Source organism: Hoylesella shahii, from assembly GCF_937990675.1.
In the GTDB taxonomy this organism is placed as follows: Bacteria; Bacteroidota; Bacteroidia; order Bacteroidales; family Bacteroidaceae; genus Prevotella; species Prevotella shahii.
On record NZ_CALKQY010000041.1, the window covers coordinates 1 to 24,471 of the forward strand.

Here is a 24,471-nt window from a genome sequence, read left to right on the forward strand (position 1 = left end):
GTTTATAAGTTGTGAGTTCATGAGTTTATTGGTTCATAAGTTTGTAAGTTTATAAGTTGTGAGTTCATGACTTTATTGGTTCATAAACAAGTTCTTGCGTTATTAGTACATGCTTTTGTATACTCAATCGTTTAAGGGTTCATGGGTTGTTATTATATTCTTTGCCCACTTAAGCGTGTAAGGGTTGATTGGGCATTAGTACTTTCGTTTGTTCACTCAAGCGGTTATGGATTGATGCGTTATTAGTACATGTATTTGTGCGTTCAAGCGTTTATGCGTTTATGGGTTAATGAGTAAATGAAGTTTTAACTTCTTGAGTAAAGACTTCTAAGTGTACAGGTTCATGTTAAGGTTAACTGTTTGTTCATGCTAACATTTCTGCGAATTAATTTTTTACCATTACATTTACTCATCAGCAATTATGTTTTATAAAACAATTTCGTTTTCGGGTGTATTTAATGTTTTCAGTTGTGCGATGCATGCGATCAATTTACAAAAGCAATCAATGTAAGTAAGAATAGCGTTATGAGTTCAATCAGAATTCATTCTTTGTCTATGCCATTCTATTTTGCGTAGTAGCAAAATGCAGTATTTCAATCCAAACGATGGCTAGCCTATTAATAAATAAACCAAAATCAAAGAAAAATATACTTTTCATGTTTAGGTTTTTATTACATTAAGTTTAAAGTTTATGTATTTGGTCGGCTTATCCTTTTTTCTTTCCTATTTCACCTAACTTATTGCTTTACAATAGATTGAGAATCCGCAAATCCTACCTTTTTATAGTCTAAATGTTTGGTTGTTTCGGTTTTATTTCTTAACTTTGCATACGATAAGAATAAGGATAGACCCTTCCCCTTGTTTCGGAAGAGCTTATTCGATAAGGTATCTAACGGGACTGAGATTATTAACTTAACTTATTTCTCATAAAGTAATAGTCACGGGCGTAAAATGTTCTATTAGGATATGGTCAATATGCTCAGGTCCCATAAATATTAAATTATGGAGAGATCAAAGAGAATTGTATTTTTATGTTTTACAATTTTAAGTTTATTGCCGGGCTTTGCCCATGCAACTAAGAATGAGGATAACGTGGCGAACAGCAATTTCAGCTGGGAACCTGTTATGGAAGCAATTATTCAGGTGGAAAGTGGTGGTAACAGATTCGCTAAAAGTGGTAAGTCTGTTGGACCCATGCAAATAACACCGATATGCGTTAAGGAGGTTAATTTGTATCTCAAGCAATTGAATATAAAGAAAGCCTACACTCTAAAAGATCGCTTTAGCGTTGAGAAATCGAAGGAGATATTCCTTCTTATCCAGAAGCGTCATAACCCAAAAAATAACGTTGAACGTGCAATACGCGCTTGGAACGGAGGCTTGAAGTATTGCAAAAAGGGGACGCAACGCTATTATGAAAAAGTGACAAGACTGATGAACAAAACCACATAATTAGTGGTATTCAGTTTATAAACTATAAAAAGGAATGAACAATATCATTTGTTCGTTCCTTTTTTCCATTTTATGATATTTGTATTTACTTCTTCTGCATAATTCCAACTACATAAGCAATTGAAAACAGTTCATACTGTCACGTCTTCACCTTGGGTTTCTATTATTGTAAGCCACCATAACGTAATGGGTTATGCATAGTGCAATTAAAAATAGAATATTTTTTCATTCAGCTTAAATTATTTTCTTCGTATCTTTTGGTCGTATCTTCCAATTGTCGTAACTTTGCTTAAACAAATAGCGCCGTGGTGAATCTAGCTATAAATACCAAGCATAGCTGTTTGTTAGGTTGTGTTCCAATGACCCTTTTATTTGCCAGAGCTGTGAAATTGTAAAGGCTTGGTCCATCAAAAGATGGATGGCGCAAAAGACAAACGATCAGCATGCAACATAAAAGTGCAGGTAAACTTTATCGCGAGATGTATTTAACTGGCCAATTGTTACGATAAATAATCAATTAAATAAACCAACATTATGTCAGAAAACAAAAATTATTTAGTGCCTATCACGTTTTTAGGCCTGTTGTTCTTCTCATGTGGCTTTGCGTTAGGCATCAATTCACTATTGGTGCCCGTGCTTCAGGAGTCGTTAAGCGTACCATCTGCCGGAGCCTATCTGCTAATTGGCGCTACGTTCATTCCCTTTCTGATTTTCGGTTATCCCGCAGGTCAATTAGTAAAACTCATTGGTTATAAGCGTACGATAGCTGTAGCCTTTTTGATGTTTGCCATTTCTTTTGGCATCCTCATTTTCTCGGCAAAACAAGAGAGTTTCGTTCTTTTCCTTGTAGCCTCATTTTGTTGTGGTACGGCCAATGCATTTCTGCAAACAGCCATCAATCCATACATCACCATACTCGGTCCGATAGACAGCGCTGCTAAACGAATCAGTATCATGGGTATATGCAACAAGCTGGCATGGCCCGTTTCTCCTTTGTTTATCACGTTGGTAGCAGGCGAGCATTTCACCATTACTCAGTTAGATAAGCCCTTTTATATCATCATTGCCATGTTCCTTGGTTTAGGCGTTTTGTCGTTGATGGCACCGCTTCCCGAGGTGAAAGCGGCCGGCGAAGACGAGGGCGAGGAATCTACAAGTGCAGAAGACGCACAGGTGTCGCAATATGCCAACAGCAAAACATCTATTTTCCAATTCCCCCACTTGATGCTCGGTGCGTTAGCCATATTCTTCTATGTGGGTGCAGAAACCATCTCTTTGGCCACTCTTATCGACTATGCCAAGGCCTTAGGCTTAGATAATGCAAACAATTATTCGTGGATTACACCTCTTTGCATCAGCGTGGGTTATGTTGCGGGTATAATTCTTATTCCCAAATACCTGTCTCAGACACGCGCTTTACAGATTTGTACTGGGATAGCCATTGTGGGAACTCTCTGCGTTGTGCTGCTTCCCGGCAAACTCAGTGTGTTTAGCATTGGAATTATTGCCGTGGGTTGTTCGCTTATGTGGCCCGCATTCTGGCCCTTGTCGATGCAAGATTTGGGTAAGTTCACCAAGTCGGGTTCGTCTGTTCTCACCATGGGTTTGATTGGTGGAGCTGCAGTTACCCTGCTGTATGGAGTGTTTAAAGACCATTTCGGTCCACAAAATGCTTACTGGATTTGCCTTCCTTGCTTCCTTTACATTGCATTCTTCGCGTTTAAAGGCCATAAGCTGAGATAAAAACACAGGCATCATCCCCAATCTCTACGGGGGAAGGTGAGAGAAGGTTAGTTGTGTTGACCAGTTAGCAAGTTAAAAGAGTTGACAAGTTGATTTGTCTTCAATACATAACGCACAAACGAATAGGCTAGCAGATGAATTAGTACAACATAACCTCAACTAACCAATACAAAACGAGCCGACAAGCAGAAAAGGATTTAACCTTAAGCTTGTCGGCTCGTTAGTTTTTATCTTAGTTGTTTTAACCTTTTTACATACCAAAGGCGTGCCAAAGATTATCATCGGGTAGGGGAGCTTCAACGCAAATCGTTTCTTTCGATACAGGATGAACAAACGAAATCTTTCGTGAAAGTAGCGAGATGCTACCATCGGGATTACTTCTTTTCGCCCCATATTTTAAGTCGCCCTTGATGGTACAGCCCATAGCAGCTAGTTGACAACGAATTTGATGATGCCTTCCCGTCATGAGTTGCACTTCTAAGAGCGTGTAGTTATCAGATCGGCCAATAACTTTATAATTAAGGATAGCCTTCTTTGCGCCAGGCACCTCGTGGTCGTGGGCATAGCTTTTATTTTGTTTTTCGTTGCGTGTGAGCCAGTGCACCAGTTCGCCTTCTTCGTTTTCAGGGTACGACTGTACGATGGCCCAATAGGTTTTTTGCACGTCTCCCGTTCTAAACAGTGCGTTCATCCTACTTAGAGCCTTGCTTGTTTTGGCAAAAGCAACGAGTCCCCACACCGGTCTATCCAGTCGGTGCACCACTCCAAGAAACACATTACCGGGTTTAGCGTATTTTTCTTTGAGATATTTTTTAACGATTTCCACCAGTGGCACATCGCCCGTTTTGTCGCTTTGCACAATCTCGCCACTGAGTTTAGAAACGATAATAATGTGGTTGTCTTCGTAAACAGGAGTCATGATATCAAGAGGTGTAATTTTAAATTGCCGAGTTCACAAGTTCACAAGTAACCAAGGCTTCAGCCAATCTCGCATTCTTGTTTAGCATATCGAAACCTTTGGTATTAGGAGAAAATCAGATGGAGTTCGCTCTCTTAGTTCTCGTTGCCCAATGAAAGGCGTAAAGGGAATTAAAGGGTTGTTTGGCGAAAGAGCCAAACAACCCTTTCGCCAAACTTATGCGTAGAAAATGTTATGTGTTCATACCGCCATCCACCTGGATAACCTGTCCGCTAACATAGCTAGAGAGGTCTGAAGCGAGGTAAAGCGCGCAGTTGGCCACGTCTTCAACGGTACCGCCACGTCGCAAAGGAATTTGGTTCATCCATTCTTTACGCACCTCATCAGAAAGTTCTTGCGTCATAGCCGTATCGATAAAGCCAGGAGCGATGGCGTTAGCGCGAATGCCTTTAGGACCCATTTCTTGCGCAACCGATTTAGCAAGAGCAATCATTCCAGCCTTAGAAGCAGCGTAATTGGCTTGTCCTGCATTGCCATGAACGCCCACAACCGAAGCCATGTTGATGATAGAGCCTCCACGTTGGCGCATCATTACTGGAATGGCAGCGTGAATAAAGTTGAAGGCGCTTTTGAGATTAACACCGATTACGGCATCCCATTGTTGTTCGGTCATGCGCAGCATCAGTCCATCTTTGGTGATACCAGCATTGTTTACGAGGATGTCAACCGAGCCAAAATCTTCTTTTACCAGTTTCACCACCTCTTCGCTTTGAGCAAAGTCGGCGGCATTGCTTGCATATCCTTTAGCTTTAACGCCGAGCGCAGCAATTTCGGCCTCAGTGGCTTTGCCGTTTTCGTCGATAACCAAGTCGGTGAATGCGATGTTAGCACCTTCTTGTGCAAACTTTAATGCTATGGCTTTGCCAATGCCACGGGCAGCTCCTGTAACAAGGGCGGTTTTACCTGTTAATAATCCCATTTTATTTTTATTTATGTTAGAAAATACGTTTATTACGTTTGGCAAAGGTACAAACTTAGTTTGATATATCAAAACGAATGTTTGCGCACCCCAAGTGTTAGATGTTCGTTGGCTTAGTCTGCGCTGTGTATGATGGTTCGGTTTACGCCAGTATCTCGTTGTTGTAGAATAAGCGTTGTAACCCCACCTTCATACTCCATTTCAATCGTAGCCTTTCCAGGTGTAATTGTGTAGTTGATACTAATCAATCCATTTACGTTCACTTCCACCTCTTGGCTTTTGTTGGGCAATTGTGGCAACAGCAGTTCGGCATTGTCGATATCGCCTAGTTTTAGCGTTAGCTGGTAGAGTGCTTTTAACGTTGTGTTGGTAAAAAGCTTGTTTTCAATTTGGGTCATACCGCCATCCTCTTCCGAGTAGATGGTGCTTGTGTCGGGGAGTTGTGGCTGCATCGTGGGGGTAGAGTCAATTGGCGTGTTGGCCTTTGTGGAAGTCATTTGCGCAGCCACTGAGTCGTTAGTGGGCATTTGTGTTTTTGTGTTTTGTGTAGTGCAAGCCATCAAAGCCCAAACAGCAAGCAGAAATATAACAAATCTACTCATAATTTATTGATGCGTTTGCCCAAAGCACCATATACCACTTTAGCCACGAGCGGTTTGCTAGTCTCTTCGGTTAGTCCGTGTCCCAGTCGGCCGTAGATAAATGGCACTTCAAGTCCTTTAATACAATAGTGTGTGATGTTGGCCACCAGTTCAACGTTATCGATATCGAATTCGCCATCCGCTTTGCCCTCGGCATACACCTTTCTAAATAGTTCAATTTCGTCTTCGTCGAAGTTTTTTCGCATTTTCTCCACTGTCCAGATGTTTCTAAAGAACTCAGCACGAAGGTTACCATTTCGCACCACCGTTTCTTTAATCATGCTCAGGTGAGTGTATATCAGCTCGATAATCTTGTCTTGCGGACTTATTTTTTTTGCGGCCACCTCGTCTAGCTTGTCCGATAGTCGTTCCAGTTCGGCTTCTATCACGGCATAGTACACGTCTTCTTTCCTATTAAAATAGGTGTAGAGTGTGCGTCGGCCTTTTCCAGAAGCCACGGCAATATCGTTCATTGTGGTGTTAGCCACGCCGTTTCGTGCGAAAAGTTGGCGCGCCACGTCCACAAGCTTTTGTCTAGTTTTAGAAATGGACATTTTCTTTCTCCTTTCTCTAATTTAAATGCTGGTTGGGCGTTATTGCACACAACCTTGTTACTGTGCAAATTTATCGTTTTTTTGTTGGATAAACAAATTATTGGTTAGTTTTTTAGAGAGAGGCCGCCTTGCTTTTGGTATTTCTGTAAATTGAGAAGAGTATATTATCTTTGTGCAGTAAAACCAAGATAAACACTCCTCTCATATACTGAGTGCAGGACAAAGACACGATAAAATCTGAGAGTCAGTTCCATTTGTCTGTGGCAAAACGTGGTTAAGCCTTAAAAAGTTTCCTGTCATAAGTCATTCAATACATTCTACACAAGTTGAAAACTAGCTGTCAATGGCGTATTACTTCTGCGTTTTTCATGATGTTGCCTCCGTTGGCCGTGGGCAGCATGCCCTGCAATCGCTCGCACTGGTGGTGGCAAGCGCACGTGTTCTCTGTGCCGTTGCCTACTCGCGCGTGTATGAAGTATAATCGTTTTGTCTAACTTTTAGTAATAATTTTAACATTGTGAGTGCCTTTTTTTCCACCAATCGTTCACCTTGCCGCAAAAAATCGATTCTCGCGAAGGTTTGTTTTGGTGCCAAAAGGGGGCAGTCGTGTATGCAGACAAAATGAATTTTTATTTAAAACGACCGCCACTAATACCCGTTTTGGGGCGATTTGCAGCAAAATGAAGTGCGTTTTGGTGCTAAACGCGGTGCAATATGCCGCTAAACGCAGTGCGTTTTGGTGCTAAATGCAGTGCGTTTTGCCGCTAAATGCAATACGTTTTGGTGCAAAATGCAAGGTGAATTGGTGCTAATTGCGAGTCGAAAAGCATAAATATCCGCTGCAATGGTATAAATTAAACCTTTTAGAACCATGAAAAACATGGCCGAAAAGGGTGAAATAGTCGTTAAAAAGTGGGTTTTTAGGGGCTAAAAGCAGGTTGTTGGGCTTTAAAAAAGACGAGCCAGCAACCCAAATAGAAAGGCAAAATGGTGCAAAATGCAGGTTTTGCTCTTAAAAACAGGCAAAACAAACAACGAGAAAAGCCCAAAATAGGGGTGATTTACCTACTTTATGGCCTACATTTTCGCTAGAATGAAACGAAAATTAGAGCTATATTGTAAAATAAAAGATAATAATTTAAGATTTTGGTTTGATGAGTTTGTTAGTTGATGAACTTGTGAGTTGATGAGTTTGCGAGTTAGTAAGTTGGTCAGTTTATGCCTTTGGTAGGTGTTGGGTTTTAGCGAGTTTGCAAGCCAGTGAGTTGACTTGCCCTGCACTCCGCTCACTTTGTAGAAATACTAAAAGTCAAAACGACTTCATTGTGAATCTTAAGAATGTTTCTTTATTCTGATGCATTGGAGCGGTTGTATGCTGTTTTTAGGAATACTTCTAACAAAAAAAAGCAGGCACAAGACTGGTTTCCCAGTTGCTTGTGCCTGCCTTTTTAAAAGCGTATTTATTGTGTGAAGCGTCTACAAACAGGTGCTTGATTCGTTGTAGGCCATCATTCCACGTTTATTTCCATTTTAGTTCCTGAACACCAGCTTGCCATCAAGGGCGTCGATGAGGATGGGTTTGTCGCGACTAACCTCGTCGGATAGTATTTTCTTGCTGAGGTCGTTAAGCACATAGCGTTGGATGGCGCGCTTAACAGGTCGTGCCCCAAACTCTGGGTCGTAGCCAAGGTCGGCCAAAAGGTCGATGGCCTCGTCGCTAACGTCTATCTTAAAGCCCTGCTCGGTAAGCATTCGGTGAACCGAACGCATCTGCAATCGAACCACTTCGGCAATTTCTTTCTTGGTGAGTGGCAAGAACATGATGGTTTCGTCGATACGATTGAGAAACTCTGGGCGTATGGTTTGTTTCAGCATGTCCATTACTTTTTGGCGCGTTTCGTCTAAAACCTCGTCGCGATTGCCCTCGCTGAGGTTGGCGCACTGTTGCTGGATGTACTGCGAACCAAGGTTTGAGGTCATGATGATGATGGTGTTTTTGAAGTTCACCGTGCGCCCCTTGTTGTCGGTTAGCCTACCATCGTCTAGCACTTGTAGCAGAATATTGAATACATCGGGGTGTGCTTTTTCAATCTCGTCGAAAAGAACCACGCTGTAAGGCTTACGTCTTACGGCCTCGGTAAGCTGTCCGCCCTCGTCGTAACCCACATATCCCGGAGGTGCACCGATGAGCCTAGACACGCTGAACTTTTCTTGATACTCGCTCATGTCGATACGTGTCATCATCGATTCGTCGTTAAATAGGTATTCGGCCAAGGCCTTCGCCAACTCCGTTTTGCCCACACCCGTTGTACCAAGGAAGATAAACGAGGCAATGGGACGCTTGGGGTCTTGCAGTCCGGCCCGACTTCTGCGCACGGCATCGCTAACAGCGGCGATAGCTTCCTCTTGCGCAATAACGCGTCGATGCAGCTCTTCTTCGAGGTGCAACAGCTTTTCGCGTTCGCTTTGCAGCATTCGTGTTACGGGAATACCCGTCCAGCGACTCACCACTTCTGCAATGTCGTCGGCCGTAACCTCCTCGCGCACCATGCCTTCACCGCCCTGTGCAGCCTGCAGTTGCATTTTAATGCTTTGTATATCATTGTCAAGCTCCTTCAGCTTACCATACCTAATTTCGGCTACACGTTCATAGTTACCCTCGCGTTCGGCTCTATCAGCCTCGTGGTTCAGGCGTTCAATCTCCAGTTTGTCTTGCTGAATTTTGTTTACCAGTTCCCTTTCGCTTTCCCATTTGGCCCTGAACGCCTTTTCTTGTTCGCGCAGTTCGGCAATGTCCTTATCCAGTTGAGCCATTTTCGGTTCATCGTTTTCGCGCTTAATGGCTTCGCGTTCAATCTCCAATTGCATTAGTCGGCGCGTAATTTCGTCCAACTCTTCAGGCACCGAGTCGCGTTCCATTCGCAATTTTGCGGCCGCCTCGTCCATCAAGTCGATGGCTTTATCGGGCAAAAAGCGGTCGGAGATGTAGCGTTCAGACAGTTGTACGGCGGCAATACAAGCATCGTCCTGTATGCGCACCTTATGATGGTTTTCGTAACGCTCCTTAATACCGCGCAAAATAGAAATGGCGCTAACCTCATCGGGTTCGTTTACCATCACCGTTTGGAAGCGGCGCTCCAGCGCTTTATCTTTTTCGAAGTACTTTTGATACTCGTTTAGGGTTGTGGCCCCAATTGCTCTAAGTTCGCCACGCGCCAAAGCAGGCTTCAAGATGTTGGCCGCATCCATTGCGCCTTCGCCTCCTCCGGCTCCAACGAGCGTGTGAATTTCGTCGATAAAGAGAATAATCTGCCCGTCGGCGGTGGTCACCTCCTTGATAACGCTTTTTAGTCGTTCCTCAAATTCCCCCTTATATTTGGCCCCAGCAACCAGTGCACCCATGTCAAGCGAATAGAGTTGCTTGTCTTTAAGGTTCTCGGGCACATCTCCGCGCACAATACGTTCGGCCAAACCCTCAACGATGGCCGTCTTACCCGTACCGGGTTCGCCTATCAAAATGGGGTTGTTTTTGGTGCGGCGCGAAAGGATTTGCAACACGCGACGTATCTCGTCGTCTCGTCCGATAACAGGGTCGAGCTTTCCGTTGCGTGCATCTTCCACCAGATTTTTGGCATATTTCTCCAGCGACTGATAGTTTTCGTCGCCCGATTGCGATTTCACTTGCTGTCCTTGCCTAAGGGCTTCGATGGCAGCGCGCGCGTCTTTTTCGGTGCATCCAGCATCTTTCAGAATGCGAGCCGCCGACGAATTAACGGCCAATAAAGCGAGGAAGAGTGGTTCAACCGAGACAAACTCGTCGCCAAGCCCCTTTGAAAGCTCTTCGGCCTTCAACAAAACGCTGTTGGCCTCGTTACTAAGATAGGGCTTACCGCCCTCAACGCGAGGCAGATGTTCGGCCTCCGAATTGGCCAGCGAGGTTACCTGCATGGCGTTAACGCCAAGTTTTTGGAAGATGTAATTGGTTACATCGGGAGCTTTTTCTAATAAAGCCTTGAGCAGATGCACAGGTTCGATGCTCTGTTGTCCGGCTCGTTGTGCAATGTTAACGGCTTCTTGAACCGTTTCTTGCGCTTTAATAGTATATTTGTCGAAGTTCATTGTCAATATGTTTAATTTGTTATGATTGTCTGACTTATTGTCTGCTATATCCTATTCAAACAGTGTGCCGAGGATGTTTTGTGTGACAATTTGTCGGTTTTGCGACTATTTTTCATGTAAAGCATAAAATATTGTCGGAAAATTTGTCACATAGATTTTTTTTCCTACCTTTGTCCCAACCGTACAAAACGGTAGGTAAAGTATTCAATTTAAACAATCACCAACGTTAAACCCTTTTAACTAAAAAGATATCGAACATGGCAAACAATGAACTTTTGATGAATGCCAACGAAGTTGTGGCGTTCTTGCAGAAACCGTCTTCAGAATTTACGAAAGAAGACATTGTACGTTTTATTCAAGAAAATGAGATTAAGATGGTGAACTTTATGTATCCTGGGGGCGATGGCAAGCTGAAAACCCTCAATTTCATCATCAACAATCTGGCTTATCTCGACACAATTCTTACTTGTGGCGAGCGTGTAGACGGCTCCAGCCTATTCTCTTTCATTCAAGCAGGCAGCAGCGACCTCTACGTACTGCCTCGTTTCTCATCGGCTTTCGTCGATCCGTTCGCCGAAATTCCTACGCTTTGCATGCTGGCTTCTTATTTCGATAAAGACGGCAATCACCTTGAAAGTTCTCCCGAATACACCCTTGCAAAGGCTGCAAAGGCTTTCCGCGACGTTACGGGTATGGAGTTTCATGCCATGGGCGAACTAGAATATTATGTTATTACGCCCGATGAGGAGGTGTTCCCAGCAGTTGATCAGCGTGGTTATCATGAGTCTATGCCTTATGCTAAAACAAACGACTTCCGCACGCTGTGCATGTCGTACATTGCCAAGGCTGGTGGCCAAATTAAATACGGACACTCTGAAGTGGGTAACTTTAGTCAAGACGGCCTAATTTACGAGCAAAACGAAATCGAATTTTTGCCCGTTCCTGTTGAAAAGGCTGCCGACGAACTAATGATTGCTAAGTGGATTATTCGCAACTTGGCTTATCAGATGGGCATGAACGTTACCTTCGCACCGAAAATCACCACGGGTAAAGCCGGTTCGGGTATGCATGTACACATGCGCTTGATGAAGGATGGCAAGAGTGTGATGGTTGAAAATGGTAAGCTAAGCAACACTGCTCGCACGGCTATCGCTGGTTTGATGCAGCTTGCAGATAGCATCACCGCCTTTGGTAACAAGAACCCCATGGCTTACTTCCGCCTTGTTCCTCACCAAGAGGCACCCACCAACGTTTGTTGGGGCGACCGCAACCGCTCTGTTCTTGTACGTGTGCCCCTGGGTTGGGCTGCCGGTGTTGACATGATGCACAAGGCCAACCCCCAGCAACCGGCCGAAACGCCCGACACTTCGATGAAACAAACCTTCGAAATGCGTTCGCCCGATGGTTCGGCCGACGTTTATCAGCTGCTTGCTGGCTTGTGTGTTGGCTGCCGTTATGGTTTTGAATTGCCCAATGCACTCGAAATAGCAGAGCAGACTTACGTGGATGTAAACATTCACGATGCTGCGAATGCCGATAAGCTTAACCGCCTAGGACAATTGCCCGACAGCTGTGTGGCATCGGCCGACTGCCTAGAACGTCAACGCAAAGTGTACGAAGCTTATGGCGTATTCTCTACGGCAATGATTGATGGTATTATCAAACAATTGCGCGACTTTAACGACAGCAATCTGCGTAAAGAAGTAGAAAATCGTCCAGAAGAATTGAAAGAGCTTGTTGAACGCTACTTCCATTGTGGGTAAGGTTTACGAAGGGAAACTAATTATACCATAAATGTAGAACCAGAACAAGGGTGGGGCAATACGCCCTGCCCTTGAACTGGCTTTTTTTTGTTTAGGCTTTTGCCTTATACTTCACGCTTATAACTCATGTCTAAAAGAAAAATGCGTGCTCTAATCGGTGGCCGCGAGGCACGCCAGCGCAGCTATTGGTGGGCCAAAGTGCGTATCACAACATACATCACACTGGTGGTTTTGCAGTTAATTCTTATTGTGTACGCTAGTTATTGGGGACTTCCACACGTTGGCTTTACAGGATTGTTGTGGCAACTTATTGCCACTTCCTCGCCGGCTTTACTGTTTGTTTACGTAGTGTTGATTATCGTGGTAGGTGTTAAGATGAACCGAATAACCACCTACGAGGAACGACATAAAAGTCCTAACTTTGAAGAAGAAGAGCGAAAATGGCGCAAAAATGCTGGCTTACTTGGGCTGATGCTCGTAGTGCTAATCATGATTGGCGGGTTTATTGCTGGCAGCATGGGGGTGTTTAATTACGTGAAGGACTTAAAAAGCGGAACCAAAATTGAGCTTATGACCTTAAACGAGGTGTTGTATAAGCATCATGTGGCACGCTCAAAACGCGTATATGATTTGTTTTTTCCAAAAGTTGGAGCAGGAGAATATACTATGTGTTTCGCTAGTTGTAGTGAAAAAGACAAATGGGGGCTAACGAAAAATCATTATTTTAAATTCTCGCAGTACGAAACAGATGCAGTAGACCAAGTGCTACGCGGTGTTTTGGTGAACGACAAGGCTTTTTCAGCCCTGCAGTTTATGGAAGAAACCGACGCCAAAGGTTTGCGCGGACGTGGTTTTAGAGAAGGACTTATCAATGGCGGAACGCCTGCTATGTATCTTGTTAGGTACTATCCACTCAGCCATGTCTTTATCAATGCCACGCCTGTGCAGGGCAAACAGTAAGGCATGGGGTATAAGTAACGAGTCTCTTGTCCACGTCTGCCAGCCGTTGTGTGGTTTGGGCAATGTCTTTTTCAATAAGGTTTGTATGCCAAAGATACGTACCAGCGAGCCTTATGGCTCGTTTTGTTAAGGTGACGTAAGGCATATCCACATGTTTAGCGCGGATTTTGTAGCGAATAAATACGACATAACCATAGATAAGATGAAAGAAATTAATTATAAGGAGATGAAATTTAATCCTTTCAACCTGTTAGGAAAGGAATGGATGTTGGTGTCTGCGGGTAATGAACAGGACGGGTGCAACACGATGACCATTAGTTGGGGGCACTTAGGTTGCCTGTGGGGACACAACGACCCCACGGCAGTTATCTATCTGCGCCCATCGCGTTACACAAAGACGTATGTGGATAAGGAAAAGTATTTCTCGCTGTGCGTTATGGATAGCAACTTTAAAAAGCAAATGGCCTACCTGGGGAGTGTGTCGGGGCGCGATGAGGACAAGATAGCCAAGGCAGGACTTACCAAAGTGTTTGCTGACGAAACGGTATATTTTAAGGAGGCCAAGCTTGTGCTTATCTGTAAGAAACTGTATGCCGCTGAATTGCAGCAGAGTGGTTTCGTGTATCAGGAAACACTCGACGAGAGCTATCCCAAACGCGACCTCCACACAATGTACGTGGGAAAGATAGAGAAAGTGTTGGTGCGAGATGATGAATATGTGGGCATGGATGCCCCCTTTAAGAAGTAATCCGTATCTGACTAGATAGTACCTAAAAGCGCTACCCAAAGTTGCTTTTTAGAGGCAACTATAAATCTAAAATCGTTTTGGGATGTGGGCAATAAAGTGTTTGTCATTGTTAGCCATGTTGCTAGTGCCCCTTTTTGTACATGGCCAGCATGTGCAAGGGCCTTGTTATGTTGTCGATGGTAAAACTTATGCCTTTGTTTCTTCAACCAACGAACTGGGCATAGAGAAAGAACTGAGCGAGCACATCGCCCAAAACTTGCCCATGATACTATATGATGGTACGTCTTTTCGGTTTGTTGTGTCTGCAACGATAGGCAAGCGGGGCCGACTTAAACAGCTAAGTCTGGTAAACAAAAAGAGTTTTAAGGGCAACATGTGGGTTTGGAAAGACGTAAAAAAGATGCTGAATGCCGTTCAATTTAAACCTGCATCGTATGGTGGAAAGCCCATTAGCTATTCTTTCGTGTTTCAAATAAAGGTGGATTTTACAACTTGGCGGTAGGCATTGGTATGGCTCGTAGAAGTTTTGGCCTGTGGAATATATTACGAAGGCATGCCGTTTAGAAAGCTGTTTGCTACAAAGTGACCATAATCGTGCAGCTTTCAGTTCTTTTATGATGAACCTGTTTTTGTTAAATGTAGTATTTATATTTTACAAAACGCGCTCTGTTCGCTGCTCCCTTCTAGCATAAATTAAGGCTTTTGTGTAGGCTATTAGCGCATATTTGCAGCCTTACGTGTTTCTTTTTCTGTCCGTTTTTTGGCATATTACCTGTATTTTGCACCATTTAGCCTTTCTATTTTGGTTGCCGAATTGTGTTTTTTCAATCCGAAAAAGCAGTATTTAGCCCCTAACCCCCCACTTTTTAATGGTTGTTTTGCACTTTTGGGTCATGTTTTTCATGGCTCGAAAAGGTTTTGTTTATACAATTGCTGTGGATGTTTATGTTTTTCGTCTCGCATTTAGCAGCATTTTACACTGCATTTTGCAGCATTTTACCTTGCGTTTAGCAGCAAAATGCACTGCGTTTAGCATCAAAACGCACAGCATTTAGCGACATATTGCATTGCGTTTAGCACCAAAACGCAGTACTTTTAGCGGCAGATAGCCCTAAGATGGGGTAAATGGCGGTTATCTTAAATAAAAATTCATTTTGCCCGCATCGCATGTTGGCCCCTTTTTTGCATCAAAACAAACCTTCGCGAGAATCGATTATTTGCGGCCTGGTTGGAGTTTTGTGGATAAAAAGGCACTCATAATGTTAAAATTTATTCTTAAAAGAAGACAAAGACGGACGAGTTAACGGGCAAGTTGGTCAACAAGTGGCCCAGCTTATTAAACCCTTACTAAGGGCTTAACAATCTCTATGCGCATGCCTAGCGCAGTAACCATGTTATAGAACTTGGCCGCACTGGGTATAATGTCTCCACTCTCAACTCGCGAAATGTAGGATTTACTGGCGTGTATGCGTTTAGCCAATTCTGCTTGTGTTACTTTTGCCTCTTTTCGCGCATCTAAGAGTAGCTGTCCTGTATAAAAAGCGTATGCCTCTTCATCAAATTTTTCGCGTTCTGCAGTGCCTGGTTTGCCAAACTCGCGCTCTATCTCTTTACTGATGCTCGTTATCATTTTTTCTTTTGTACTCATAGTAATCCTCCATTATTTTAATTGCTCTGTCTATTTCTGTTCTTGGCGTTTTCTGAGTTTTCTTTTGGAAACCATTGAACAATACAACAATTCGATTGTTGTCGAAAATAAAAAAGATACGGTAGATATTGCTCTCGTATTTAATTCTTAATTCATACAAACCTCTCAATAGGTGTTTGATGAATTTTATCGGAAGTCTGTCTTCTCTTTCTAGTAGTGAGAGGGCATAAAGCACCTTTCGCCGCTCTTTGTCATGCAGCGTTGCCATAAAGTCTTTATAATAACTGCCAAAGGCAACGATTTCTCTTCTCATCGACATTGTATTTAATGCTACAAAGATACGGAAAAGTTTTAATATATTGAAACTTTTTCGTTATTTCCTTCCTGTTTTGTGCGAACAATCTAATTACAATAGGTAAGCTTGTTAGCTATGGCAGCAGGTTTATATGAGTTGCGACAAGCGTATGCTCCGCAAGAGCGTTTGTTATATAACGTTTGGCAAAGGCACATAGTTTGTGCACGTTACAGGCTCAACCTAAACACCCGTGTGGCGTGCGGACGAACCTTTGTCGTAAAGCTATGCTTAACGGCGTGAAGTTTTTCGCCCGTCCATAAGTCACGGCATTGATAGCGTTTGTTGGCATCAAGTGCAGGAATTTTCGAGAAGTTGAAAGTGGCTTCAAGTTGTTTGTTAGCCATGTTGGTAACAGAGAGGGCCACATCACCATTCTCCAAGTCCTTGGCAAACGTCACAAGACTGTCTGCATCTGATATTAAGTCGGCCTGTTGCCCCATTCGGTCTTGGTTAAGAGCGATGAGGTTGCGATTGGTTAGTATCTTCAAGTCTTCTTTTGTCACAGTGTTGGCACGTGGATCAAAGGATAATGCCATGGGCGATGACCACATGCACCACAGCGCAAACTGGGTGGCATATTCGTCTTGCGTCATGCCTGGCGTGCCAAAACATAAGTCGTTCGAGGATTTTCCCTTGCCATGCAGGCCCGTACAAAGCATGTCTGCATCGTTAAAGCGGTTTACACCAGAATACAGAGCAATATCTTTCATTGCTTTAATACTTTCTACCACGCCCGTACCACCTGGTTCGCAGGACCATCTGTCGCGCACATCAGCACTCACACGCCAGCAGCTACCGCCCGATTCAGCTCCCCAAAGCCATGGTTTTCTGTCGCCCCATTCGCAGATATAGAGCGTAATAGGACGCGAAACAGCTTTGAAAGCATCGCCCAAACGGCGATAGCGCACAATGGCAGAATCTCGTTCGGTGGGTGCATGGCAGTAGTCGCACTTCACAATGTCCACATTCCATTGGGTATATTGCTCGGCATCAGTTAGTTCGTAGCCATACGAGCCAAACGCACCAGCACATGTTTTGTTGGCAGCATCAGTGTAAAGTCCAAATTTCATGCCCTTGCTGTGCACATAATCAGCAACGGGTCGTAGTCCGTTAGGAAATCGTTTAGGGTCGGGTAGTGGCTTTCCATCGTCTGTACGTTGACGTGCTTGCCACAAATCGTCCATCATGATGGTGTTCCATCCAGCCTCAAACAGACCGTTAGCTTTAAACATGTCGGTCACACTTTTAACAATAACCTCCGAAACATCGCCTTCAACCGAGTTCCACGACAACCAACCCATGAAAGGAAGTGGCAAAGGCAGGTTGTTTTGCACATTCAGGGTAACGCGTTCTTCGCACACTAGCCCGTTGTGGGTGCATGTGATAGTGTAAACATACGTGCCAGGCTTCTTTATCTTACCTTCCACGAGATTGCGTTGGGCGTTCCATTTAAGTCCTGCAGGCAGTCCTTTTACTCCTAATACAGCGTTGGCATGTGATGAATTTACTTTTTGCATAAAGCGCACATTGGGTTGCGAGAAAACGCTTTTAGCGCAATGCAAACCACTCTCGGCAGCGGCCACGAGCGGCACGAGTAGTAAAAGAAACGTGGAGATTAGATATTTCATATTCGAATATAAAAATTGATATATGTGCATAGAAAGGTGGAAAAGGCTCGAGTGAGAAGCCTTTATAGGTCGTCTTCGATAGCAGTGCTTTTGGCGTATGCTGTGCTTTTGGCCTCGAAGAAATCGGTTTTCACCATGTTGGCATTGGCATATTGAGCCACCCAGCGCATGTTTTCGGGTTCTTCAACGTTGTCTTCAAACAAATTGTCGAAACCAAGACTGCGCCAACGCATGTTGCCAAGATAGCGAATATAGTCGTAAACCATTTGTGCGTTCAGTCCTTGCACATCATCGCCAATGACATATTGGCCCCAAGCAATTTCTTGTCGCACCCCTTCGCGCATCATTTCCTCGTACACCTTCACTTTTTCGGGCGTGAAGTATTCGGGTTCTTCTTTCTTCATTTCCTGAATAATATTGCGGAAGAGCCACAGGTGCGTGTTTTCATCGCGGTTGATGTAGCGAATTTCTTGTGCCGAGCCCGACATTTTGCCATTGCGAGCAAGGTTGTAGAAGAACATAAAGCCACTATAAAAATAGATACCTTCGAGGATATAGTTGGCCATGAGCGTTTTCATGAGCGACGCCTTGTCGTTATTGGCGTAGAACTCGTTGTAGCAGTCGCCGATGAAAGTGTTGCGTCGCAGCAGGTGTTCATCGGTTTTCCACTGGTAAAGAATATCGTTTCGCTCTTCGGGAGAGCAAATTGTGTCGAGCATATAGCTGTAACTCTGACTGTGAACGCACTCTTGGAAAGCCTGGATATGCAAGCATAAATTCACCTCGTTGGCAGTGATAAACTCGGTGAGTGAGGGCAAGTTGGCGCTTTGCAGTGAGTCTAGAAACACCAAAAAGCTCAAAATTTTATCGTAAGCCTTACGTTCAGCTGGTGGCAACAGCGGATAATCTTTGGTGTCTTGCGTGAGGTTAATCTCTTCAGGAATCCAGAAATTGTTCATTGCCTGCCTATACCAGTCGCTCGCCCACGTATATCGCATGTTGTTAAAGTCGTTAAGATTGGTGGTGTTTCCGCCAATCATGCGCCTCAATCTCAGGTCGGTATCGCCCTGTGGATTAAACAAGGCGTTCTTTTTTAGTTTATTATTCATTACAAATGATGCTATTTAGCTAGTTGATAATATGTTGTAGGGTTAGGAAGCACAGCTTTCGCACTCTTCCACCTCAAGCGATTTGCTACGCACATAGTAGATGGTTTTCACCCCACTTTGCCATGCCAGCAGATAGAGATTTAGCAATTGGCGCATGGTATAGTTGTTGGTGATGTAGAGATTAACGCTTTGTGCTTGGTCGATGTGTCGTTGGCGGATGCCAGCAGCGCGCATACTCCAAGCCTGATCAGTTTGATAAGCACCTTTATAATGCCAAAAGGTGCGGTCGGAGAGTGCAGGTGCCACGCGTGGAAGCATAGCCCCTTTCTTCTCTTCCAAGAAAAAGCGTTGCATAACGGGGTCGAGTCCAGCAGTAGTAGCGGCCACAATGCTGGTGCTACTTGTAGGAGCGATGGCCAAGAGGTAAGCGTTGCGCATGCCTTGTGCCTTAACGCGCATAGCCGTTTGTTGCCATTGTGGCGAGAGATAACCACGTTTTTCGAAGTAATCGCCCGTTTGCCAGTCGCTTCCTTCAAAGTAGGCATAGGCCCCTTTTTCTTTTGCGAGTGCCGAACTGGCTTCTATGGCAGCGCGGTTGATACGTTCAAACACATCGTCTACAAACTGCAGATGAGCTTCGCTTTCCCATTTAATGCCTCTGATGGCCAAAGCATGGTGATAACCACTAACACCCAGTCCGATGCTACGATATCGATGATTGGTTATTTGTGCGTAAGGCACGGGATAGAAATTGAGGTCGATAACATTGTCTAGTGCTCTAACCACAGTTGCAACCACATCGTTTAGGTACTCTTCGTTTTCTAGAGGCAAGTTGCCCAGCGACAAACTGGCAAGGTTGCACACCACAAAGTCGCCTGGTCTTACGGTTTTTACCACCACGGTGTCGCCCTCTTTTGTAATCACTTCGGTGCTAAGCTCCTCAATAGGACGCATGTTTTGTGCAATCTCAGTGCAGAGATTAGAACAATAGATAATGCCATTATGTCCGTTGGGGTTAGCTCTGTTAACGATATCTCGGTTGAAGGTGAAGGGTGTTCCCGTTTCAACGGCCGAGCGAAGCACCAGGCGTATCACGTCTTTCACGGTCATTGTGCGACGCGAAAGGCGTTTATCGGCCACGCATTCGTGGTATTTTTCTTCCCATGCTGCACCGTAAAAATCTTCCAGCGCATAGCCTTTGGTGGTGAGAACCTCGTTGGGACAGAACATGTGCCACTCTAGATTGAGGTCTTGTTGGGCCATTTTCCAAAACAAATCGGGGTAACATACGGCAGGGAAAATGTCGTGCGCCTTCATTCTATCGTCGCCATTGTTGGTGCGAAGTTGTAGAAATTCGGGTAAGTCTTTGTGCCAAACGTCTAAGTAAACGGCCACAGCGCCTTGGCGAACACCTAGTTGGTCTACAGCCACAGCAGTGTCGTTAACCAGCTTCATCCATCTAACCACACCGCCAGCAGCACCTTTAAATCCGCGTATGCGACCACCAGCTGCTCTCACTTTACCAAAGTAAAGTCCCATGCCACCGCCGAACTTGCTTACTTGTGCAAAGTTGTCGATGCTGCGGTATATGCCTTCAAGACTATCGGGCACTGTGTCTATGAAGCAGCTTGAGAGCTGATGGAAAGGCTTACGCGCATTGGCAAGGGTGGGCGTAGCCATGGTCACTTCCAGTCGGCTCAGCATATCGTAGAACTTTTTCACCCAATGCAGACGGTTTTCGCCCTCGTTCATCGCCAGGTGTAAGGCAATGCCGAGGAACATTTCCTGAACACTCTCAACAGGTTTATGAGTAAACGACCTGATAACATAACGCTTGATAAGGAGGTCGAGCCCCGAATAGTTGAGCAGTTTGTTGCGTTCTTCGTCGATAAACGAAGCAGCTTCTTGTAGTTCGCTGTCGCTATAAGCCTCGGCAATATATGTTCCGTAAAGGTTTTGACTGGCTAGATGGCGCACCTTTTGCGCAAAATTTTGCAGGTCTTCCACCTGTTCGAAAGCCTGCAAGTCGCGTTGTAGGCGATAGCAAAGCAGGCGTGCAGCAATAAATTCCCAGTCGGGAGTCTCGGCCGATGTAAGTTCCACGGCAGCTTTTATTAGTGCCGAGAGTTTGTCGCGACCATTCATGTCGGCCTTAACAAAGCCCATAAACTTCTCTGTAAGTGCCGAAATGGGGTATAGTTCGGGCGAGAAATCCGACGCGATGCCTTTCAAAGCAGGCGCAATTTCGGGTTGTTGTAGGGTGTTTGCAATCTTGTTGAGCGCTTTACGTTGTTCGGTTCTCTGCCAACGAAACAAGATGTAGCTTTTAGCCTCGGCGTAAAAGCCTCTTTGCATCAGGCTTTTTTCCACCTCGTCTTGAATACATTCAACGTTTTGTTTGGCGGGATTGGTGATAATAATTTGCTCAACAGCGATGGCCACATCGTTAATTTCGTCGTCAACGATGGCTCGCCCAGTGCTTATAAAACTTTTTTTGATGGCCGTGGCAATCTTTTCCCTATCGAAAGGGGCCGTTGAGCCATTTCTCTTGGTTATGTCCATGAGGTGATTTAGACTTGCTTTTGATTTAAAAAAACTTTTCGTGGCGTTCCCTAATCCCACGAGTGAAACGGCACTTTTAAGAATGGGCAGGTCTTCTGACTTTGTTCTAATTCTCTTCGCCTTCCCGATTCGGTGCGCATACCTGGCGCTGTTGTTCCGAAACAGTGGCACACGTTGTGGCGCGTATTTAAAAAAAACTGCATTGTGCAGCACGTTTAGTTGCTTGTTAGCGCCCGTCTTTGGAAGAAAACCATAAAAAACTTACAGCTGCGGGACAGTCGAGGAATTGCACCCCGTTCCCTTTTAATTGCCTAGCGCGTGGCTATGGCAAACCAATTCTGCTACAAAGGTAAGCATTTTGCTGCAAAGGGCGAAACATTTATGTGCCGTTATGAGGGTGATAAATGAGTTTTGGTTGGGGTTAAGGCTTTTCGGAAATTAATGTTTACCTTTGTATCAAACAAACATAATAAAGTATTTTGATTAATGATGGAAATAGGAAGTAAAGCCCCCGAGGTGTTGGGGCACGACGAAAATGGTAATGAAGTGCGCCTAAGTCAATTTAAAGGCAAAAAACTAGTGTTGTATTTCTACCCCAAGGACCTCACTTCGGGCTGCACAACACAAGCTTGCAACCTCAGAGATAACTACGAAGAGCTGAAGAAACAAGGCTACGAAGTGGTGGGTGTGAGCATAAACGACGAGAAATCGCATAAAAAGTTTATCGAGAAAAACAATTTGCCTTTCCCCCTTATTGCCGATGTAGACCAGACCTTGGTGCAACAATTTGGTGTTTGGGGCGAGAAAAGCATGTACGGACGCAAGTATTTTGGCACCTTCCGCACCACGTTTATTATCAACGAAGAGGGTGTTATTACGCGCATTATGCAGCCCAAAGAAATTAAAGTGAAGGAACACGCACAGCAGATATTGGGTGAGTGAGACCTGTAAATGCGCACATGCTTTCACCAACTTATGCTCCACCTTATCATAGGCATAATGGGTACGATGCTAACTTGTTTCCATTGGGTGTCTTCGTGGAAGAGAGCGTAGGGGTTGTGCCTGTTAAACACGTTGAACACAGATAGGGATAGTTCTCGTGTGTGCTTTCTCCGCTTGGAGATATAGTTATAGGCGAGGTCTGTTCGGAAATAGTTTTTGATAGAGATGGCGTTAATATCCGACATCTGTTGTCTATCGTAGATGTGGCGATAATATTCGTCGGGATGAATGTAACCTGTTGAAAGATTTTTCCAGTGGGGCGGTGCGATACCTTGGTAAGTGCCGATGGGAAGCGTGAGGCGATTGCCTGAAGCAAACGCTATGTTGCAAGCCACGTTGTGTTCGGCTGTTCCTTTGCGTGTTACTCGCCTCACAAAGGCATATTGTAGTTGACAGTTAAGAATGTGCCGCCTATCAAACTTATAGGGAAAGGTTCTGCCATAGTTGATAGAAGGATAGGTACGGGTGGTTTTAGAGAGCGTGTAGGCCAATGAAGCAGTAAAGGTTGGCAGGATGATTGCCGAACTTGCTTCAAGTCCAAATGAGCGACCTGTGCCACTCGTAGCCTCTTCTTCCCAAGTAGAAGTGTTCAACCCAAAGGCATTGATAGGGTTAGTATAGGAGAGCAGGTTATCCATCTTTCTATAATATGCTCCAATTGTGGCATTTATTTTTCTGTCTTCAGTCCATGTTTTTTTGATAAAGGTGCCTGCGTAAAATTGGTTTGTTTGCTCGTTGGGGAAGTATTTGTTGCTTGGCACTCTAATGTTGAGTGGCCAGCCAGTGGGTAATCCTTCTAAAATATGGTGAAATTGGTTTAGCCTATCGTATGCCAACTCTACACCCAGCCAAGGCTTGAAGTACCAATGGCTAAGCGCATGGAGGTCGATATTCACTGGCAGTTGCTCCTCGTGAAAGCTAACGTTCCCTCTTAGTCCTAGTTTCAGGTCGGCTCGTTTGGCAAATTTTAGGTCGGTTTCTGCAAATACAGCCCCACGTGTGCTAGGATTAGTCTGCACGTTGTTTATGCTTCGCTCGCTCGTTATGCTTCGTTGCGTGCCATTGGTAAACCTTTGGTTTTGAAAAGAAAGGCCTGCACGCATGGCCACATTTTGCCCCCAAGTGTGGGTTAGCATAGCTCTTAATGCCCATTCTTTTAGTTTAGAGGCGATAGCAACATGCGAACGGGTGTCGCTACTGTTAGGGGCGAAGTAATCAGTCTCTTGAATGGAAAACGCAGAAGTGTGGTAAGCCAAGAAATTAAAGCTGGTTTGTTCGCTCAACTTAGTGTCCCATTGTAGCTTGGTGGCAGTGGCTTTCCAGGCTTGATTGTTTCGTGTCTCTTGGTATTGGGTGTATTCGTAAAGGTCGTTTGTGTGGAAATAAAATGCCGAAAAGGTGTTTCGGAGATTGGGCTTATAGTCTAGTTTTACGCAAAGGTCGTAAAGGTCGACGCGCAGTTTGTCGTTGGTCTTATTCATCCAGTTCAGGATATAGGGCAGGATGGTGGTACGTGCAGAGAGTCTTACCGACATTTTATCATTAATCAACGGCAAGCTGGCGTGCAATCCGCAAAGGTAAGGCGATATATAAGCCTTACCGGTGCTCGGCGTGCCATAGTTGTTTTGGGGCGAAACGCTTATTAAAGCCGACGAATAGCTGCCACTCGTGGCTGGTAATCCCCCTTTGTAGAAGTCGGCTTTGTCGGCCATTTCGGGTGGAATAACCGAGAAAAGTCCCAGTAGGTGCGAGGTGATGTAAAGCGGAACACCATCGAAATGAAGTCCGTTGCCACTGGTGTCGCCACCCCTCACAAAGATGCCCAGCGTGCCTTCCATGCCAAACGAAGTGCCAGGTAAACTCAAAGTATGCCTTATTACATCGGGTTCGCCAATGATAGAGATGGTTGAAGCGGCCTGGCGAGCATTGTAACTAAACTCGCTACCATGGTTGTTGGAGGTAGTTGATGTGATGGTGGCTTCTTTTAAAGCAACGTTTTTGGGTACTATATATATGGTGTTGCCGTTCAGCTTACGAAGATCTACTTGTTTTGGCTCGTAAGCCACGTGCGAGATGGTGACAATTGTTGCCCCCACAGGTGAGTTAAAGCAACCAGTGCCATCGGTAACGGTTGTGTGTTCGGTGGTTTTGTTGTCAAACATTACACGGCAGCTGCGCACGGCGACTTGGGTGAGGCTGTCCCTAACCATGTATGTAGCAGTCTTGTTTTGTGCAAAAAGGCAAGCGTGCACACAAAAAACGACGATGAAGAGGGCAATGTTTCTCATC

The 24,471-nt window shown here is 44.7% G+C and carries 18 protein-coding genes and 1 riboswitch; of the genes, 7 read left to right on the forward strand and 11 right to left on the reverse strand.

The window, feature by feature from the left end; all coding sequences use genetic code 11:
• The first annotated feature begins 1,002 nt into the window (after positions 1-1,002).
• Both QME03_RS05915 and QME03_RS05920 read left to right on the forward strand, forming a co-directional pair.
• Positions 1,003-1,452 (forward strand): lytic transglycosylase domain-containing protein, encoded by a 450-nt coding sequence (locus QME03_RS05915; protein WP_281723775.1) that lies wholly within the window; start codon positions 1,003-1,005, stop codon positions 1,450-1,452.
• Between the two features lie 534 nt (positions 1,453-1,986).
• Positions 1,987-3,195, forward strand: a complete 1,209-nt coding sequence (locus tag QME03_RS05920; RefSeq protein ID WP_281723776.1) for an MFS transporter — start codon at positions 1,987-1,989, stop codon at positions 3,193-3,195.
• A gap of 250 nt (positions 3,196-3,445) precedes the next feature.
• On the opposite strand, the gene QME03_RS05925 is transcribed toward QME03_RS05920, so the two are convergent.
• The 5 genes from QME03_RS05925 to clpB form a co-directional block, all read right to left on the reverse strand.
• Positions 3,446-4,114, reverse strand: coding sequence for an RluA family pseudouridine synthase (locus QME03_RS05925; protein ID WP_273149089.1), 669 nt, complete (start codon positions 4,112-4,114; stop codon positions 3,446-3,448).
• Positions 4,115-4,346: 232 nt separating this feature from the next.
• Positions 4,347-5,093, reverse strand: coding sequence for a 3-oxoacyl-[acyl-carrier-protein] reductase (gene fabG, locus QME03_RS05930; protein WP_025817738.1), 747 nt, complete (start codon positions 5,091-5,093; stop codon positions 4,347-4,349).
• Between the two features lie 113 nt (positions 5,094-5,206).
• Positions 5,207-5,695 (reverse strand): hypothetical protein, encoded by a 489-nt coding sequence (locus QME03_RS05935; protein ID WP_244912960.1) that lies wholly within the window; start codon positions 5,693-5,695, stop codon positions 5,207-5,209.
• Entirely contained in the window at positions 5,692-6,288 is a 597-nt protein-coding gene (locus QME03_RS05940) for a TetR/AcrR family transcriptional regulator (RefSeq protein ID WP_273116919.1), read from the reverse strand. The genes QME03_RS05935 and QME03_RS05940 overlap by 4 nt, the downstream gene beginning before the upstream one ends.
• A 1,530-nt stretch (positions 6,289-7,818) precedes the next feature.
• Positions 7,819-10,407, reverse strand: a complete 2,589-nt coding sequence (gene clpB / locus QME03_RS05945; RefSeq protein ID WP_281723777.1) for an ATP-dependent chaperone ClpB — start codon at positions 10,405-10,407, stop codon at positions 7,819-7,821.
• A 257-nt stretch (positions 10,408-10,664) separates the two neighbouring features.
• Between clpB and QME03_RS05950 the strand changes: the two genes are divergently transcribed.
• The 4 genes from QME03_RS05950 (at position 10,665) to QME03_RS05965 (ending at position 14,380) form a co-directional block, all read left to right on the forward strand.
• Positions 10,665-12,170 (forward strand): glutamine synthetase family protein, encoded by a 1,506-nt coding sequence (locus QME03_RS05950; protein WP_281723778.1) that lies wholly within the window; start codon positions 10,665-10,667, stop codon positions 12,168-12,170.
• Between the two features lie 126 nt (positions 12,171-12,296).
• The gene (locus QME03_RS05955; protein WP_281723779.1) at positions 12,297-13,130 is read left to right on the forward strand and encodes a hypothetical protein; all 834 of its coding nucleotides are present in this window, start codon (positions 12,297-12,299) and stop codon (positions 13,128-13,130) included.
• 202 nt (positions 13,131-13,332) lie between these two features.
• Complete coding sequence (locus tag QME03_RS05960; protein ID WP_281723780.1) at positions 13,333-13,878, forward strand: flavin reductase family protein; 546 nt, start codon at positions 13,333-13,335, stop codon at positions 13,876-13,878.
• Between the two features lie 106 nt (positions 13,879-13,984).
• Positions 13,985-14,380 (forward strand): hypothetical protein, encoded by a 396-nt coding sequence (locus tag QME03_RS05965; protein WP_281723781.1) that lies wholly within the window; start codon positions 13,985-13,987, stop codon positions 14,378-14,380.
• A gap of 834 nt (positions 14,381-15,214) precedes the next feature.
• On the opposite strand, the gene QME03_RS05970 is transcribed toward QME03_RS05965, so the two are convergent.
• The 5 genes from QME03_RS05970 to QME03_RS05990 form a co-directional block, all read right to left on the reverse strand.
• Positions 15,215-15,526 (reverse strand): helix-turn-helix domain-containing protein, encoded by a 312-nt coding sequence (locus QME03_RS05970; protein WP_273148816.1) that lies wholly within the window; start codon positions 15,524-15,526, stop codon positions 15,215-15,217.
• Positions 15,489-15,839 (reverse strand): type II toxin-antitoxin system RelE/ParE family toxin, encoded by a 351-nt coding sequence (locus QME03_RS05975; RefSeq protein ID WP_273113703.1) that lies wholly within the window; start codon positions 15,837-15,839, stop codon positions 15,489-15,491. The genes QME03_RS05970 and QME03_RS05975 overlap by 38 nt, the downstream gene beginning before the upstream one ends.
• Before the next feature lie 209 nt (positions 15,840-16,048).
• Positions 16,049-17,509, reverse strand: coding sequence for a glycoside hydrolase family 27 protein (locus QME03_RS05980; protein ID WP_281723782.1), 1,461 nt, complete (start codon positions 17,507-17,509; stop codon positions 16,049-16,051).
• 62 nt (positions 17,510-17,571) lie between these two features.
• A complete protein-coding gene (locus tag QME03_RS05985) occupies positions 17,572-18,618 on the reverse strand; it encodes a ribonucleotide-diphosphate reductase subunit beta (protein ID WP_025815219.1) in 1,047 nt (348 codons plus the stop codon).
• Between the two features lie 42 nt (positions 18,619-18,660).
• Positions 18,661-21,180, reverse strand: a complete 2,520-nt coding sequence (locus tag QME03_RS05990) for a ribonucleoside-diphosphate reductase subunit alpha (RefSeq protein WP_281723783.1) — start codon at positions 21,178-21,180, stop codon at positions 18,661-18,663.
• Between the two features lie 68 nt (positions 21,181-21,248).
• A riboswitch (cobalamin riboswitch) is annotated at positions 21,249-21,532 on the reverse strand.
• A gap of 137 nt (positions 21,533-21,669) precedes the next feature.
• On the opposite strand from QME03_RS05990, the gene bcp reads away from it, so the two are divergent.
• Entirely contained in the window at positions 21,670-22,122 is a 453-nt protein-coding gene (gene bcp / locus QME03_RS05995) for a thioredoxin-dependent thiol peroxidase (RefSeq protein WP_025815220.1), read from the forward strand.
• 23 nt (positions 22,123-22,145) lie between these two features.
• Here the strand turns inward: bcp and QME03_RS06000 are convergent, their stop codons facing one another.
• On the reverse strand, positions 22,146-24,470 hold the full coding sequence (locus tag QME03_RS06000; RefSeq protein ID WP_281723784.1) for a TonB-dependent receptor: 2,325 nt from the start codon (positions 24,468-24,470) through the stop codon (positions 22,146-22,148).
• Between the last annotated feature and the right edge of the window lies 1 nt (position 24,471).

What these genes read in the sequence shown, in the direction of transcription:
- QME03_RS05950 (WP_281723778.1), top strand. Translation starts at nt 10,665, where the DNA reads ATGGCAAACAATGAACTTTTGATGAATGCCAACGAAGTTGTGGCGTTC.
- fabG (WP_025817738.1), bottom strand. Translation starts at nt 5,093, where the DNA reads ATGGGATTATTAACAGGTAAAACCGCCCTTGTTACAGGAGCTGCCCGT.
- QME03_RS05925 (WP_273149089.1), bottom strand. Translation starts at nt 4,114, where the DNA reads ATGACTCCTGTTTACGAAGACAACCACATTATTATCGTTTCTAAACTC.
- QME03_RS05990 (WP_281723783.1), bottom strand. Translation starts at nt 21,180, where the DNA reads ATGGACATAACCAAGAGAAATGGCTCAACGGCCCCTTTCGATAGGGAA.
- clpB (WP_281723777.1), bottom strand. Translation starts at nt 10,407, where the DNA reads ATGAACTTCGACAAATATACTATTAAAGCGCAAGAAACGGTTCAAGAA.
- QME03_RS05935 (WP_244912960.1), bottom strand. Translation starts at nt 5,695, where the DNA reads ATGAGTAGATTTGTTATATTTCTGCTTGCTGTTTGGGCTTTGATGGCT.
- QME03_RS05955 (WP_281723779.1), top strand. Translation starts at nt 12,297, where the DNA reads ATGTCTAAAAGAAAAATGCGTGCTCTAATCGGTGGCCGCGAGGCACGC.
- QME03_RS05915 (WP_281723775.1), top strand. Translation starts at nt 1,003, where the DNA reads ATGGAGAGATCAAAGAGAATTGTATTTTTATGTTTTACAATTTTAAGT.
- QME03_RS05970 (WP_273148816.1), bottom strand. Translation starts at nt 15,526, where the DNA reads ATGAGTACAAAAGAAAAAATGATAACGAGCATCAGTAAAGAGATAGAG.
- bcp (WP_025815220.1), top strand. Translation starts at nt 21,670, where the DNA reads ATGGAAATAGGAAGTAAAGCCCCCGAGGTGTTGGGGCACGACGAAAAT.
- QME03_RS05920 (WP_281723776.1), top strand. Translation starts at nt 1,987, where the DNA reads ATGTCAGAAAACAAAAATTATTTAGTGCCTATCACGTTTTTAGGCCTG.
- QME03_RS05975 (WP_273113703.1), bottom strand. Translation starts at nt 15,839, where the DNA reads ATGAGAAGAGAAATCGTTGCCTTTGGCAGTTATTATAAAGACTTTATG.
- QME03_RS05960 (WP_281723780.1), top strand. Translation starts at nt 13,333, where the DNA reads ATGAAAGAAATTAATTATAAGGAGATGAAATTTAATCCTTTCAACCTG.
- QME03_RS05940 (WP_273116919.1), bottom strand. Translation starts at nt 6,288, where the DNA reads ATGTCCATTTCTAAAACTAGACAAAAGCTTGTGGACGTGGCGCGCCAA.
- QME03_RS05985 (WP_025815219.1), bottom strand. Translation starts at nt 18,618, where the DNA reads ATGAATAATAAACTAAAAAAGAACGCCTTGTTTAATCCACAGGGCGAT.
- QME03_RS06000 (WP_281723784.1), bottom strand. Translation starts at nt 24,470, where the DNA reads ATGAGAAACATTGCCCTCTTCATCGTCGTTTTTTGTGTGCACGCTTGC.
- QME03_RS05980 (WP_281723782.1), bottom strand. Translation starts at nt 17,509, where the DNA reads ATGAAATATCTAATCTCCACGTTTCTTTTACTACTCGTGCCGCTCGTG.